This is a genomic window from Bdellovibrio svalbardensis, assembly GCF_029531655.1.
Taxonomy (GTDB): Bacteria; Bdellovibrionota; Bdellovibrionia; order Bdellovibrionales; family Bdellovibrionaceae; genus Bdellovibrio; species Bdellovibrio svalbardensis.
Genome location: NZ_JANRMI010000001.1, coordinates 810,292 through 825,908 on the forward strand (window position 1 = coordinate 810,292; position 15,617 = coordinate 825,908).

Consider the following 15,617-nt stretch of genomic DNA (forward strand, 5'->3'; position numbering starts at 1 on the left):
TATTTCTTTCTGCAGATCTTAGACTTTGGATTGACCTCACAGATAGCCTCACGCAGTTCGCTGTTTTCCTCTACTTGATCTTCACTCTTACGGCAGCGGTATGCCAAAAGCCCGAGCTATAGCTTCCAGTGCAGATATAAATATATCTTCGGCCTTGTGTTTTGAGTGCATACTTACCAAATTGAATATTTCTGAATTCGCCGTTAAACGCGATTGTATTAAACTGTATTCCTGTTGTCGAATCTGTCTTCGAATCGATGATAGTAGAAGTTGCGGTATATGTGACATCTGCAGGAGTGATGTAGTTGTAAATATCATTTTGAAAAGTGACTAAGTTAGACGAAACGCCGATTGAGATAGATTTCGCACTTCCATAGATATAGTTTGCATCCCAAACCAATGCGACATCGGTGTGTGTGATGCCGTCGGTATCCAGGATAATGCATCCTCCGATCCAGTTAGCTCCGGAGGAGCCAGCAACGGCAGAGTGAAGATACACCTTTTGATTCAGGAACCCTCCTTCTGGTTCCATTGATAGCGCATCCGAAGTGTTGTTAAAGTTCTTGCCGACAGTGAGTCGACCTGTCGGTAATGACATCCAACCGCCTTGACTCATGTGGCACCAGACATCCAGCTGTGGAATTGGGCCGGCGCCATCAGGGTCTATAGTGTAAACACCATCCCCGACATCCCCCGCATAAGATTTCAATCCGGCCCCGGCTAGATAAGCTGCACAGCTAGTGGCATAAGTACCATCATAGTATCGTCGACCCGAATTATAGCGAACAATTCCAGATGTGGCACCACTTGCAGAAGCGGCCGTTGTTTGAGTGGTACCATCCGGAAATTTAATACCACCGCTCGTGGATTCGATGGTTCCGGCGACGCTTAACTTTTGCCCCGGACTGGCCGTGCCGATTCCAACTCTGCCAGAAGAATCAATTCTCATTCGTTCAGTGAGTGCAGCAGTGTCATTGCCATCATTCACTTTGAAGAGCAATGCCGCCGGTGTGACGCCTGCTGACCAATCTGATTCCGCGATGTAACTTATTGCCCCCGCAGTAACTTGGGTTCCCACTGTATCTATAACCCCAGCAGCACCAAGAGTGGAAAGATAGTCATTGGCCAATACGGGAGCGTAGACCGCTTCTGATGTGCCCCGATTTTTTACGCTCCAGAATGCGGCGCCTGAGCTGTGGTTGCCATAGCGAGTGGCATAAACCGAGCTATCTGTGAAGCCAGTTCCTACCACACTTAATCTTGCCGCTGGAGTTGTTGTACCAATCCCGACATTGCCAGATGTATCCACAGTCAAACGTGTTGTATTATTGGTTTCAATCGCAAAAGTATTATTGTCATTTGTTCCAATCGTTGCTGCGGCAGCGAATGAGTTTCCGCCATTTAGGAAAAGTCCAGCGGAAGTATAGGTGCTACAGGCAGCAACACCTGACGCATTAAAAGTAATTGTTTGTCCCACGCCGCAAGCGAACGAAGTGTAAGCGGTGCCCGTGCCATTTGCAGCGACAAGCCCATTGGCCGTGATGGAGGAAGCTCCCGTGCCACCTTTAGAAACCGGCACAACAGAAGGGAAGTTGGCAGGATCTGCAGAGATGGTTCCAGAACTGACAGCGATACCTGCACCCACTTGCACGATACCTTTTGTCGAAGTGGTCGCATCATTCACAGAAACTACCGGAGTCGTCGTGCCAGTGGCAACGACGACTGGAAGAGTTCCACTCACGCTCGTAACGGTCCCATTCGTCGGTGTCACCCATTTCAATCCACTGGCTTGCGTCGAATCAGCCGAAAGAAATTGTCCGTCGGTGCCGGCAGGAAGACGAATGTTGTTGGTGCCATCGCGCGTAAGAAGGTCACCTTTTGTGGTGAGGGGAGATAGAAGATTGAAGGCCCCTAAGGCCGTTGTCGCGCCTGTGCCACCATTTGCAATCGGAAGTGTTCCTGTGATTTCTGAAGCCAGGTTCACACTGGCGCCATTGCTCGAACTGGTCACACGACCTTGAGCATCCACGGTGATGTTCGCACGGGTATAGGAACCTGGAGTTACAGCAGTATTTGTAAGATTTAAAGTCACAGTGCCCGTTGTGCCGCCACCACTTAATCCAGTACCTGCAGTCACACCTGTGATGGTGCCACCGGAACCAGATGACGAAGCAATGGAAATCCAAGAACCAGAGTTGTACTGATAAATAACTTTTGAATCAGTTGCGAAATAAATTGCCCCAGCAGAAGGAGAACCCGGCTTACTTGCATCCAAACCTGTTTGAATGCTCGGAGTGCCTCCGGCATTTGTAATCAAAGAATCCGTGATCCCATATCCAGAAAGCGTTGTTGGTTTTCCGGTGGTGATTTTAGTCCAATCCAAAGAGGGAATATCCGTAGCTATTAAAGAAGCAACCCCCGAGTTAACGCGACCCTTGGCGTCTGTTGTTACTTTATAATAAGTGCCTGCAGTTCCTACGTCGGCAAGAGTCAAGGTCGTAGATCCAGCCGAGGAAGTTACATCGCCAGAAAAAGCAGGCAAGTTCGCCGCAGGAATTGCTCCATTTAAATCACTGGCAAGCAATGGGGAGTTCACGAATGAGGAGCCGTTGTATTTCAAATAGTCTTTATTTGCAGGAGTCGTGATCGTAAGTGTACTCCCTTGAAGTTTCGCCACGGAAGCATTTGCGGAGCCAGCGCCACTGGCCGTCACATCACCAGTCAGTGCAGTGATATAGTTGCCTGCTGCTTGTTTACTATTGAAGGTGTTCCAATCTGCAGAAGACAAATAACCACTTGTCGAAGTGGTCGCCTGGGAAATTGAAATTGCTGGCGTCGTGGAACCATTGGTTACGCTCAAGGGAGCGCTCACACTGACATTCGTGACCGTGCCGCCACCATCATTGTCAGAACCAGGGGCCCATTTAGTGCCATCGTATTTTAAAACCTGACCCGTCGTAGGAGCGGCCGTTCCGACAGGAACTCCTTTGATTCTATCGACGGTCACGGCACCAATGCTCCCGCTGGCGTCGCCAGCAAGAGAGACATTGATGGCCTGACAAAGAAGCTTGCCAGCAACGGAGTTCCAGTAAGGAGTTTCATAAGTTGTACAGTTAGCGCTGCCGACGGCAGTGTTGAATGCCGCGACAGTTTGATAACCGCTAAGAGTCGTAGAAAGATTTGTGACATCAGAAATAGCAATGGCCGAATTAATCCAATTCGCTCCGTCGTATTTTAAAACCTGACCCGAGGTCAGCGCATTTAAAGACAAAGCGGTGCCATTAATTTTCGCAACAGAAGGATTTGGATAGCTTCCACCAAGATCTCCACCGGCAGCTCCTGTTGGTACACGAGCATCGGTGAAACGGGGGTCATTGCCTGCCGCAACTGTATTTGAAGCTGTTCCTACGTTCAAAGTCAGCGTAGGAGTCGATGTGTTATTGACGATAGTCAGATAAGAATTGCCGGAGGTTACAGTTGTGACCGTGCCTCCCGCCGCCCCGGAAACGGCAGCACACGAAAGACTTGTCCCATCGTAACTTAAGAACGTTCCGGCAGCACAAGTTGGCAAGCCTGTTTTAAGAACAAAGTCATCTGCGGTTTTTGATCCAAGAGTCTGCGCGGATTGTGCGAAAGCCGAATAAGGGACTGAGCGAATTTCACTATCGGGACTGATCAATTTCCAGCCTGTGCCGTCGTGAAATTGCACGCGCAAAATTCGCGAATGACCTTGAGCCGGAGAGTAGGTGCTTGCGACATTATTGTTCGCATCGCCGCAATCCAAATTTGAAGAGTTATCGAAAACACTTAAAAGAGTTTTAGTGGGCGAGAGAGGAAAAAGTTTGCTTCCGGTACCTATCGGTACATCAAAAACCCCACCGGAATTCGCCATATTTACAGCATTTTTTTGCTCGCGATAGATAACACAGGTTCCGGCGGGATTTGTAATTTCAAATAGAAAGCTAACATTGTTGTATTCTAGAGGAGTGCCATCAGATTTAAGAATACGCCCTTGATAGGTTAACGAATTTGGTGAGGCTTGCACATGGAGAAGCCCAAATATAGAGAATAGAATGATCAAGTACGTACAAGTTCTCATGCTTGTTGTATCGGTCATTTTTCTGGTTTTCATGAGATCCAAAGGGTCAGCTTCTTAACAGACACGAGGGATCATTCTATTCTCAATAGGAGACGACAATGAGGCTATTTCTTTCTGCAGATCTTAGACTTTGGATTGACCTCACAGATAGCCTCACGCAGTTCGCTGTTTTCCTGTTTCAGAGAAGCAATTTCACGACTTTGCTTCTCGACAATAGATTGAAGTTTCGCCAGTTGTGACTCGTTCATTTTGCAAAGACCTGCGAGTTCTTTAGTCGACTCAACCAAAGGTCCAATGAGCTTTGTATAGCCCACAGATTTATAGCCTTCGGTGTCTGTATCGACGGCTTCTGGGAAGACTTTTTCCACGTCTTGTGCGATGACCCCCATGTCCCGTTTTTCCGGGTATTTTAGATTTGGTCGCACATCGTGCCGCCAATCGAAGGTGACGCCGCGAAGTTGAAGAATTTTTTCCAACGAACTTGGAATTGTTTCGATATTTTTCTTAAGGCGTTCGTCCGAAGCATTCACATAGGCACTGGTTCCACCTGCGGTACCATTTACATAAAAGTTGTAACTGCCATTGACGGCACCATTAACTCCAATCAAGCCACCGGCACTGATAGTTAGCGCATTAGCACTTGCAGTTGTTGGCCCCGGGCGAATCCAAAATTGACCGCCGTCAACGCCCTGGAAGAATTTTTGATTCATATCCGCTTCTTCGAAAGCCATATAGGCCGCACTTGGGTTGTAGATGCTAAATGGTGCGATCGACGCGGCCGCGCCACCTTTATTGAGAGTCATCCATCCATTGGTGTCGATGGTCATTCGAACACTGGAGCTCGGAGAGTCATAAATGAAGAAATTTTTGGTGCCGTTGATCTGAGAGTCTTGGCCAACCTCCCAACCACCCATAATCATCGAAGCCCGCTGATCACCAGCAAGTCCACTTGATTGAATATTCAAGAGTCTGCTGCCACTGGTGGCTGCCAGATGTAACAAGCTTCCCGGCGTTTGAGTACCGATTCCGACATAACCTGAGTTGGTGATACGCATTCTTTCAGTTGAAGTGGTTGTTCCATTTGGAGTTGTGCGGAAAGTGATGTAATCCCCCTGTGCCGATGCTGTTTGGTCCTCTGATGCCCAGATCACCATGCCAGGGCTGGTTGTTCCAACGATTCCATTTTTTCCCAAGAACTGAGATATGAGGTCTCCTGAAAGAGGGTGAGTGGGGGCTGCAATTGTACCGCGAGCGCGTGTTCCGATAAATGTTCCTCCACTACTGACGGAGGCAGAGGTGACAGATTTTGCATAGACGACAGCATCATTATCCTGAGTTTGCGTGATGATGTTGCCACCGACGAGTAACTTTAGATTTTGCGACGCACTCCAATTCCCAAGTTGATCAGAGGTATTGCCAATGCGAATGGTGTTGTCGCTTGCGGAAGTCGCAGGACCAATACCCCAATATCCAGAGTTCACCCAGTTTCCATTGTACTGTGCTTGTCCCGCAGAACTGAGATATGAACCAACATAAACTCCGTAAAGGTTTGTTTGCGAACCACTAGGTCCAACTTGCAAAAGATTTTTCGGATCACTCGCACCAATGCCGACATTTCCGGTCTCAGCGATGCGCATTCGCTCAGATGTTGAGGTGCTGCCAGTCGCCGTCGTATTAAAAAGTAATTGCGTGCCAGCGGTTCCCGCCGCCCAATCTTCTGAAGTCTGCGCGTAGATCTGCGCACCGGTCGCATAAGTCGAACCATTTTTTAAACCTTGAAACAGAACTTGTCCTAACTTGTCGCCACTTTTAACTGAAGTCGCTGCTGCGTAAGTTCCCCGAGCTGATTGAAGCAACAAGGAAGCATTACCTGAGGCGGATCCAGAGTAGTTATAAACATTGAATCCAGGAGATCGCGCGCTGGACGAAGATGTATTAATAATCGAAACCCCATTGGAGCTATCCGCGCTGGATAAAGTCAGAAGATCGCTTGGTGTTGCCGTTCCGATTCCCACTTTACCAGCGGTATCAATCGTCATTGCCACAGAGTTGTTCGTTTTGAAACCAAGAGTATAAGCATCATTAGTTCCCAATGTTGCAGCTGCACCAAAAGAGTTTCCTCCATTGATGAAGAAGCCCGCCGCAGTGAAAGACTGACAGCCTGGAATACCACTGGCATTGAATGTGATGGTCTGGCCAACAGCACAATTGAAAGGAATGTAGGAAGAACCCGTACCATCTGAAGCAACCAAGCGATTCGCCGTGATGGATGAAGCCCCGGTTCCACCTTTGGAAACAGGAACAACAGAAGGGAAGTTCGCGGGATCAGCAGAAATGGTTCCTGAAGCCACGGCAATACCGGCTCCGACTTGCACGACACCTTGAGCGGATGTTGTCGCGGCATTCACTGAAATTGCCGGAGTCGTTGTTCCAGTTGCGACAACAACAGGTAAAGTCCCAGTGACGCTGGTCACAGTTCCATTTGTTGGCGTGACCCACTTCAATCCACTCGATTGAGCTGAGTCTGCAGACAGCACCTGTCCGTTTGTACCAACTGCTAAACTGACATCGTTTGTGCCATCATTGGTGATCAAAGCACCTTTGGTTGAGATCGGAGAAAGCGCATTGAAAGCGGTGATCGCTGTTGAAGCTCCCGTACCACCATTGGCAATTGGTAGGACACCTGAAACTTCCGAGGCTAAATTGATAGCGGAACCATTTGCCGCAGTCGTAATTCTTCCTTGCGCATCCACCGTGATGTTTGCTCTGGTATAAGAACCTGCCGTGACGGTTGTATTGGCAAGATTCAAAGTCACAGAACCAGAAGCACCACCACCACTCAGCCCAGTACCTGCAGTCACTCCCGTGATGGTTCCTCCAGAACCCGCAGCAGAAGCAATCGAAACCCAAGAGCCAGAGTTGTACTGATAGATAACTTTGGAATCTGTCGCAAAGTAAATGGCGCCCGCAGTGGGAGATGCGGGTTTACTTGCATCAAGTCCCGTTTGAATGCTTGGAGTCCCACCGGCATTTGATACGAGTGAGTCGGTGATGCCATAACCAGAAAGAGTCGTGGGTTTTCCCGATATGATCTTCGACCAATCAAGACCTGGAATATCGGCAGCCACCAAAGAGGCAGAGCCCGAAGTCACACGTCCTTTAGAATCAGTCGTCACTTTATAATAAGTTCCCGCAGTTCCTACGGCAGCCAGATTTAGCACCACAGAGCCGGCCGAGGAAGTCACATCGCCACCCGTAAAGGCTGGAAGATTTGCCGCAGGGATGGCTCCACTTAAATCACTTGCCAACAAAGGCGAATTCACGAAGGCCGTGCCATTGAATTTCAGATAGTCTTTATTTGCAGGCGTCGTAATCGTTAAGGTACTACCTTGAAGTTTAGCCACTGTCGCAGCTGCAGAGTTTGGCCCGGTTGCCGTCACATCTCCGGTCAGCGCAGTGATATAACTGCCCGCTGCTTGTTTTCCATTAAATGTATTCCAATCCGCCGAACTTAAATAGCCATTCGTAGATGTAGTGGCTTGAGAAATTGAAACCACCGGAGTCGTTGTTCCGGAACTCACACTGATCGGAGCCGTGCCAGTGACATTGGTCACTGTACCGGTGGTTGGAGTGATCCACTTTAAACCACCAGACTGTGCTGAATCCGCTGAAAGAACTTGTCCATTTGTACCAACGGTCAAACTGACATCGTTCGTTCCATCATTGGTGATCAATGCACCTTTGGTTGTGATAGGCGAAAGCGCATTGAAAGCCGTGATAGCTGTTGAGGCTCCCGTACCACCATTGGCGATGGGTAGAACTCCTGAAACTTCTGAAGCTAAATTTATAGCCGATCCATTGGCAGCGGAGGTGATTCGGCCTTTTGAGTCTACTGTGATATTAGCTCTTGTGTAAGAGCCAGCAGTCACGGCGGTGTTGGCAAGAGTCAAGACCACAGAACCTGCGGAGGAAGTGACATCACCGCCGGTAAAAGCGGGAAGGTTTGCAGCGGGAATGGCTCCACTTAAATCACTTGCAAGTAGAGGTGAATTCACGAAGGCCGTGCCATTGAACTTCAGATAGTCTTTATTTGCAGGCGTCGTAATCGTTAAGGTACTACCTTGAAGTTTAGCCACTGTCGCAGCAGCAGAGTTTGGCCCGGTTGCCGTTACATCCCCAGTCAGCGCAGTGATATAACTGCCCGCTGCTTGTTTGCCATTAAAGGTATTCCAATCTGCAGAACTCAAGTAACCATTCGTAGAAGTAGTCGCTTGAGAAATCGAAACCACTGGAGTTGTAGTTCCGGAACTCACACTGATCGGAGCCGTGCCAGTGACATTGGTCACAGTACCGCCACCATTATTATCCGCTGCTGGCGCCCACTTAGTGCCGTCATATTTTAGAACCTGACCGGTCAGGGGAGCTGTCGCATCTACAGAGACGCCTTTGATCTTATTCACAGTGATCGCGCCAATTGCACCGCTCACATCACCCGCGACAGAGACGTTAATAGGCTGGCAAAGAAACTTGGAGGCCACTGAATTCCAGTAAGGAGTTTCATAGTCAGCGCAGTTCGCGCTGCCAACAGCGGTGTTAAATGCGGCCGTGGTGTGGTAACCAGAAAGATTGGTCGATAAGTTAGTAACATCGGCAATCGCAATAGCTGAGTTCACCCACTGACCGCTGGAATATTTCAAATACTGTCCAGAAGCAGGAGCCGCGACGCTAACATCGACCCCCTGAATTTTCGCAACAGAAGGATTTGGGTAGGTTCCACCTAAATCTCCACCGGCAGTTCCGATCGGAGTGCGCGCATCCGTAAAGCGCGAGTCATTACCAGCAGCCACTGTATTAGCAGCAGTGCCGACATTCAGTGTAAGGGCCGGCGTGGACGTATTATTGATAATAGTTAAATAAGAATTGCTGGATGTGACGGAGGTGACTGTTCCGCCGCTGGCTCCACTCACACTATTGCAGGCAAAAGCAGAGCCGTCCCAAGCAAGGAAAGTTCCAGCACTACAAGTCGGAAGAAGAGTCTTCGCAACAAAGTCATTTTCAGTTTTGCTGCCCAGTTTTTCGGCCGCCAAAGCAAACCCTGCATAAGGAACGGAGCGAATTTCACTAGACGGAGAAATCGACTTCCAACCAACGCCATCGTGAAACTTCACTTTCAATAAGCGAATATCACCTTGTGCAGGAGTATAGGTCGCACCACCATCACAGTTTTGAAGTTTGGCATTATTGAAAGAATCTAAAAGAGTATAGAGCGGATCTGAAGGGAAGAGTTGAGTTCCCGAACCAATCGGCACGTCAAACACACCACCCGAGCTCATCATATTTACTGTGTTACGTTGCTCGCGATAAAGAACGCAATTGCCGCTGGGATTTGTAATTTCAAAAAGAAAGCTGACATTATTATATTCAAGGGGAGTGCCGTCGGATTTGAGAATGCGTCCCTGGTAGGTTAAAGAATTGGGCGAAGCCTCTGCCCATAGCGAGCAGAATAGTGAGAAGACTAGAAGTGCAGTTAACGTACAGGTTCTCATTACAGAACTTATCGGCTTTTTGACAAAAAAAATGAGGGGCCTGAGTCTAGAATGAGATTATATATTGGGATTGAAACTCAATAATTAGTGAATATGACTCAGGAAAGCCGTGGAAACTGGTGTAACAGTCTTATTCCGGCTGAGGCTTTTTCGCGAGTGTGTTAGCAACCAAGGCCATCGCAATTATGAGGGCTCCACATAGTTGTCGTAAGCTTAAAGTTTCATGGAAATACCAGGTACCTAAGAGAGCTGCCGTGATGGGTTCGATCATCATCAACAAAGCAACCTCAGAACTTTTCAATTTCTGCAAAGCGGCCAATTCCATAGTTAATGGAATGATGGTGCTGATCACCGCGATGCCCAGAATGCTGGTCGCTTGGGTCGTTGTCAGTTTAAGCAGATCTGAAAAGTGCGGCTGGTGAAACGCCGACAGTGCCAAGGCTCCAAAGGTAATAACATAGAGACTGGAAGTGATGGGGCGAACAGTTTTCTGCAAGCGTCCTGACAGAAGAACATAGATCGCGTAACTGATTGCTGCCCCTAAGCCAGCGGCCACCGCCCAGAAATTGTTCACTTCAAGATGGCCCCATAACAACATCAAAAGTCCGACAGAAGCGGCTATCAAACACAGAGCCTCTTTGCGCGAAATTTTATCGTGAGTGAAGAAGTGCGAAAAGATATTCACCCAAAATGGATAAGTATAAAGCAGGAGCGCCGCGAGAGTGACACTGACGCCTTCGACGGCTTTGAAATACAGGGTCGAGAAAAAGGCATAGCCAAAGATTCCCAACATGGCAGCGACAAAGATTTGTTTTTTCGAAAGACGAATCCAGTCAGGCTTGAACAGCAGAAGGAAGATCCAGATCAGAAGGGCTGCAAGAGTGAAGCGGTAGGAAAGAAACTCTCCGACAGAAAGACCGCTTTGAAAGGCGATCTTTCCGAAGATGCCCAAGAAACCAAAACCCACGCTGCCAATCGAAATTTCAATAATTCCGCGAAGTCGTGGGCTGATTTTCATAAGCTATTTTTTTGAACCTTTAGAAGCTACTTTCACGCCACCAGAATACCCGGTTTTGCCGCCTTCTTTTTTAAGGCGAATGCGTGATGCTGGTTTTGCGGTCTTCTTTGCAGAAGGAGCGCGACCTGCATAAGGCGAAGCTTTTTTCATTTTCAGCTCTTCTGGATCATCCGCCAAGAAGACGCGTTCAGCGGCAGCCTCATTGATATAAACCAAAGCTCCAGTTTTAAGAGCCCCCAAACGCAAGCGACCGATCGCCACACGTTGAAGCTTGATAACGTCAAAACCGATTTTCGCGAACATCTGACGGATCTGACGGTTTTTACCCTCTGTGATCACGATTTTGAACCATTCGTATTTATCAGATTTTTTGTCGCCGGCTTTTTTGATCTTTTCGATATGACGAGCGGATACTTTACCGCCGATGATTGAAACCCCTTGGCGAAGTTTTTCCAATTGGTGCGGTTGCGGTTGGCCATCCAATTTCACAAGATAAGTTTTTGTTACTTCTGCTTTTGGATGCATGACTTTGTTGGCATAGTCGCCATCGTTGGTCAAAAGGATCATGCCTTCGGAGTCCCAGTCCAGACGTCCCACTGGGAATACGCGAGAAGGAACTCCACCAAGGTATTCAGCCACAGTTGGACGACCCTCAGGATCTTCCATCGTAGTCAGAACGCCAGCAGGTTTATTGAAAACTAGATAAAGCTTTTGAGCGAGAGGTTTTCTTAGAACCTTACCGTTTACTTTGATGCTGTCTAGAGTGGGATCTACCTTAACACCAAGCTCGTAAACGCGCTTGCCGTTTACAGTCACTTGGCCTTCTTCGATCATGCGGTCCGCATGACGGCGAGAAGCTAGGCCGCTATCAGCGATTAATTTGTTAAGTCGAACTCTTTGAGTGGAGCTATCTTCAGACATTCTTCATCAGCCTCGGGTAATTGTTGAGCGATCAATATATCACTACTGAGGGCTGATGAGGAGGAGATATTCTTGCGATTGTGTTCTCCGAGGGCGTGACGGACATCACGAGCCAAAAGAGTCATCAATTTATCGCCTAAGAAGATGTTTTCAAGAGCGGTATCAGCCTTGCCCAGGATGATATTAGCCCATTTCAAGGCCTCAGCGTCGCCCTGTTGGATTAGAGCGGCGGTTCTTTCTAGCTGGCTGATAAGATCCTGATAGTAAGGATCTGTGCGACGATCGAGAAAAAATTGCTCAAGTCGCTTGATCGGGAACAAAACGCGAGTCTGATCCTGCAAAGGCTCGTTCTTCATTTCCAAGAGTTTTTGGAAAACATAGCCGCGCAGAAGGACGCCCGTGATCTTGTCTTTTACCACGCGGAACTGTGCTGTGATGTAAGGAGCGACCTCTATTTTATGAGTATTGTGGGCGCTCAATTCCAGTTCAGGAGTGTAGTAAAGAACCAAGTCACTGCGCAAAGGTTCCAGGGCGCCATGACGGATGGTGAATTTTTTGTCGAAAGTGCGAACTTCCAAAGACTTGTCTGCGCGCAAAAGGATCGCAACGACACGTTTGTTTTGATCCGGTAGAACGCGGAACTTATCGCCTTCTTTGCTGATTGTCTTGATGTATGAACTCACCGCGTCAATCAAATCCGAAGCTTGTTCGATTTCAACGATCTGCGTGTGCTGCGGAAAACGAATCGGAGCCAGATCAAATTTCTGCTGATAAAATGCATTGAAGTTTTCCAGCAAGAACTGAACTTCGTGACCCAATTGCTGTTTATTCGAAGCCCAGTGCGGATAATCCATGCAATAAGCAAAGAATGTTTCGATCAATTCCGGAGTCAAAACGTCGTCTGCGTGAGGGAAACCCTTAAGGAAGTTATAGAATGACAGACGCGTCGGCGTATTCTGCGGATTGAGATCACTGACGAATTTTAGCAGCTGTCCAACTTTTAGCATTTTTGCGTGTTTCCCTTGGGCCCTAACGTATGAACATTTGAATTTTTAGTCCAGAAAAAATATACTCAGGTACGGACATTTTTTTGGTAGAGATTGTGCGGCACAAAGTGACGCGCAATCTCTACCAAAAGTATGTCCGTACCTAAGAATGATGTCCTACGGAGGGGCGCAGAATGCATAAAGAATTGAATCCCGAACTTTTTGGCGAAAAGAAAATTGCAAAGTCCTCTAGTTTGACTCCTTCCATGGACAGAAGCATGGAAAGCACGTCCAGTATGGCTTCCAACGGCACGAACTATCTCAATACAGATCGCCAAATCTTCGAATTGAAGACTCAAAATCAAGCCATGGCAGAGCAGATGAACAAAATCGTCGGCACTGTGAACGAGTTGATCAAAAGCACCAACGCCAAGTTTGAGCGCAATCAGCATTTGTTAACTCGTTTGGAGCAAAGTCACAACGGCCTTGCGACTGAGGCAGGACAGAAGATCACTCAGCTTACTCAGCGTGTGAACGAGCGCAGAAGTCTGGATTTGAAAGTTCAAGAAATGGTGGACCGCCACAACAACGTGATCAAAAGCTTTGAAGTCCGCATGAATCACCTGCAAAAGCTTTTGGCAGAGAAAGAAGCGCAAATGATTTCCTGTCAGGCCGCTTTGAACGAGTCGAAAATGGAAATCGCCCGCTTAAAAAGGCTCTAAATGAGCAAAAACAGCCCAGAGACTCACAGAAGTGGGGAATCTGAAAAGGTGGTCCTTCCATGGTGGACCTGGGTTGTTCCGTTTTTTGTGCAAATTGGCGGACGTTTTTTAAGTACAATTGTCACCATTTCCCCAGGGATCTATCTTTTTTATTTTCCATATCTGATCGGCGTTCCCATGGCCTTGTGGTGGGGCCCTCGAGTTTTTATTGCGGCATTTGTCGCCAGTGCAATGGGAGCTCACCTCGCTGGAATTGCTGGTTTTTCTATATTTCTTCTAGCTACCGCCGAACTGTCGAAAATAGCGATGGGCTGGGCCGCTTGGACGGTTTTCAAAATGGGTCAGCGCGATCTCATTAAAACTAAAAATCTTTTTTGTTGTTGGTTGGCTTGTTTTGCTCTGCCCAATATTTTTGGAAGTTATGCCGTGATGGCTGTTTTGGCCCTCAATCAGGCCTATCCGGCAAATATGTTCTTTTATCACTATGTAAAAGTGACTTTAATCGATACCCTGATGGGGCTTTTGGTTAGTTTTCCGCTGTTTATATTTCTTAGTAACAGTTTTTCGCACCGGGGTTGGGCGCAATGGAAAAAGTCACCGTTCCGATAAAGGAAAGTGCTCTGCCTCGTTGGACGTGGTGGGCACCCTTTTTAATTATCACGATGGCGAAAGTGATTTCGTTGCGCTATTTCATGTCGGATCATGTAGCGTGGATCTATTTGCCTTATCTGGTTTCATTGCCCCTCTATTTTTGGTGGGGCGCACGAGTTTACCCACAACACATCGTTGCTGAGATGATGACAGCAAATCTTTATGGTATTGGCGATGGCATGGTGATTATTTTCTACGGCCTCGCAAATGCCACCAAGGTTTTTATGGGCTATTTGCTTTACAGGCAGATGTGCGCGACACAAGCTCTGAGATCGAAAAAGGGAATGTGGAATTTCTTTTTCTGGGTGTTATTAATCCAGAATCTTATTGGCAATTTTTTGTTTTTGTCTTCCTACGTGCAAACCGGCGCATATGGTTCCGAGCTGTTTTGGCGGTTGTACATGATTAATACTTTTAAGGATATTCTCGAAGCCGCGATTCTGATTTACCCATTGTTGATCTTGGCGACACCGCACTTGCGTCTGCTGGGTTTGGCGCGAAATGACTTTTTGATTGAAGAAGAAATAAAAACAGTCCGCTAAAGTTTAGAAATGCGTCTTTCCAATTGTTCTAATACTTTCGGCCACGCCTCTTTGTGCTGAAGCATGGATTCCTCATTGGGGAAGCCTGCGTGAGTCAGCAGAACATGGGTGCGTGATTCTTGAGGAGTCAGCGCCACGGTCACCCAGGTTTCGGCCCCGAGAGTTCCCGTTGTGAGCCAGGTCAGCTCAATCAATTTATTCTTTTCCAATTTAAGAAATCGCCCATAGTGAGGGTGCTGTTGGTCTTCATGGCTGACTAAAAAGAAGAAGGGCTCGTTGATTTCAGGCCTCATTAAAGCCGTCTCGGGAGTGGCAAACCAGGCGTCGATTTGTTGAGTCCAGGCGCGATAGATCGCATCGGGACTTAAATTCATAGTGCGCTCTGTCTGGCAGAACGCGGGTCTTCTTGTGAGATCGGGTTTTGCAAAGACATGCGCCATACAACAGAGGCTAAGACTTTGAGTGTTGTATGGTCAATGTCGCCCGAAAACTAACACAGATTTCCTAGTTAGTTTTTTTGTAATAATAAATAATTGCCGCGATCTTCGTACTTCTTCATAAAAAAGTAGCGTTTGTTGGGATCTTTCATTTTTCTTTCAGCCTGTTTAACAGATAAAGTTACCAGGCACTTAAGATCCAAACGTTTTTCTTGTTCGCAGGCACTTAATGCCTCGGCATCGTAGCCTGAAAATTCAAGCAGATTTAAAGTGAAATAGGTGCGGCCGAGTGGCTGAATCACAGAAGGAATATAGGAATTTTTCTCGAGCTCTTGCGCTTCTTCAGGTTTTACTTTCACCCAACACAATTTGCCGCAGTCTTGCAGATGCATTTTGTCTGCGGCACGGTGAATGGGTTGTCCCAATAGCTTTTCGGCTTCGATGGCAATTTGTTCGGCGAGCACTTGCAGACGGGAATCCTCTTCGGGAACTCCGACGATGATCATGTCATGGCTTTGAAAGTCGGGAAAAAGACGGTAGGCCACAGCGTGACTGACGTTGGTGTCGTTGGTGCTGATCTCTGAGGGTTTGATCAAGGTGTCGGCGCGAAGGCTGACACCTTTCTTAACCAGATAAATCATGGCTCCCATAATGATCAGACTTGCCAGTGATAGCATCGCGATGATTTTTTTCAC

At 47.6% G+C, this 15,617-nt stretch carries 10 protein-coding genes; 3 read left to right on the plus strand and 7 right to left on the minus strand.

The window, feature by feature from the left end; all coding sequences use genetic code 11:
• Nucleotides 1-70: 70 nt before the first annotated feature.
• From NWE73_RS03900 to NWE73_RS03920, 5 genes are all read right to left on the minus strand, one after another.
• A complete protein-coding gene (locus NWE73_RS03900; RefSeq protein WP_277576969.1) occupies nucleotides 71-4,099 on the minus strand; it encodes a tail fiber domain-containing protein in 4,029 nt (1,342 codons plus the stop codon).
• 104 nt (nucleotides 4,100-4,203) lie between these two features.
• Entirely contained in the window at nucleotides 4,204-9,645 is a 5,442-nt protein-coding gene (locus tag NWE73_RS03905; RefSeq protein ID WP_277576970.1) for a tail fiber domain-containing protein, read from the minus strand.
• Nucleotides 9,646-9,775: 130 nt separating this feature from the next.
• Nucleotides 9,776-10,663, minus strand: coding sequence for an EamA family transporter (locus NWE73_RS03910; protein WP_277576971.1), 888 nt, complete (start codon nucleotides 10,661-10,663; stop codon nucleotides 9,776-9,778).
• A 3-nt stretch (nucleotides 10,664-10,666) separates the two neighbouring features.
• Nucleotides 10,667-11,584: a pseudouridine synthase gene (locus tag NWE73_RS03915; RefSeq protein WP_277576972.1), complete on the minus strand. Its 918-nt coding sequence runs from the start codon at nucleotides 11,582-11,584 to the stop codon at nucleotides 10,667-10,669.
• Entirely contained in the window at nucleotides 11,539-12,591 is a 1,053-nt protein-coding gene (locus NWE73_RS03920) for a hypothetical protein (protein ID WP_277576973.1), read from the minus strand. The genes NWE73_RS03915 and NWE73_RS03920 overlap by 46 nt, the downstream gene beginning before the upstream one ends.
• 173 nt (nucleotides 12,592-12,764) lie before the next feature.
• Here NWE73_RS03920 and NWE73_RS03925 point away from each other — a divergent pair, with 173 nt between their 5' ends.
• The 3 genes from NWE73_RS03925 (at nucleotide 12,765) to NWE73_RS03935 (ending at nucleotide 14,485) form a co-directional block, all read left to right on the plus strand.
• On the plus strand, nucleotides 12,765-13,292 hold the full coding sequence (locus tag NWE73_RS03925; protein ID WP_277576974.1) for a hypothetical protein: 528 nt from the start codon (nucleotides 12,765-12,767) through the stop codon (nucleotides 13,290-13,292).
• Between the two features lie 87 nt (nucleotides 13,293-13,379).
• Entirely contained in the window at nucleotides 13,380-13,901 is a 522-nt protein-coding gene (locus NWE73_RS03930) for a hypothetical protein (RefSeq protein WP_277576975.1), read from the plus strand.
• Nucleotides 13,877-14,485 (plus strand): hypothetical protein, encoded by a 609-nt coding sequence (locus tag NWE73_RS03935; RefSeq protein WP_277576976.1) that lies wholly within the window; start codon nucleotides 13,877-13,879, stop codon nucleotides 14,483-14,485. The genes NWE73_RS03930 and NWE73_RS03935 overlap by 25 nt, the downstream gene beginning before the upstream one ends.
• On the opposite strand, the gene NWE73_RS03940 is transcribed toward NWE73_RS03935, so the two are convergent.
• Together NWE73_RS03940 and NWE73_RS03945 are read right to left on the minus strand one after the other, a co-directional pair.
• Entirely contained in the window at nucleotides 14,482-14,859 is a 378-nt protein-coding gene (locus NWE73_RS03940) for an SRPBCC family protein (RefSeq protein ID WP_277576977.1), read from the minus strand. The two genes, NWE73_RS03935 and NWE73_RS03940, sit on opposite strands and share 4 nt — an antisense overlap.
• Before the next feature lie 134 nt (nucleotides 14,860-14,993).
• On the minus strand, nucleotides 14,994-15,617 hold the full coding sequence (locus NWE73_RS03945; RefSeq protein ID WP_277576978.1) for a hypothetical protein: 624 nt from the start codon (nucleotides 15,615-15,617) through the stop codon (nucleotides 14,994-14,996).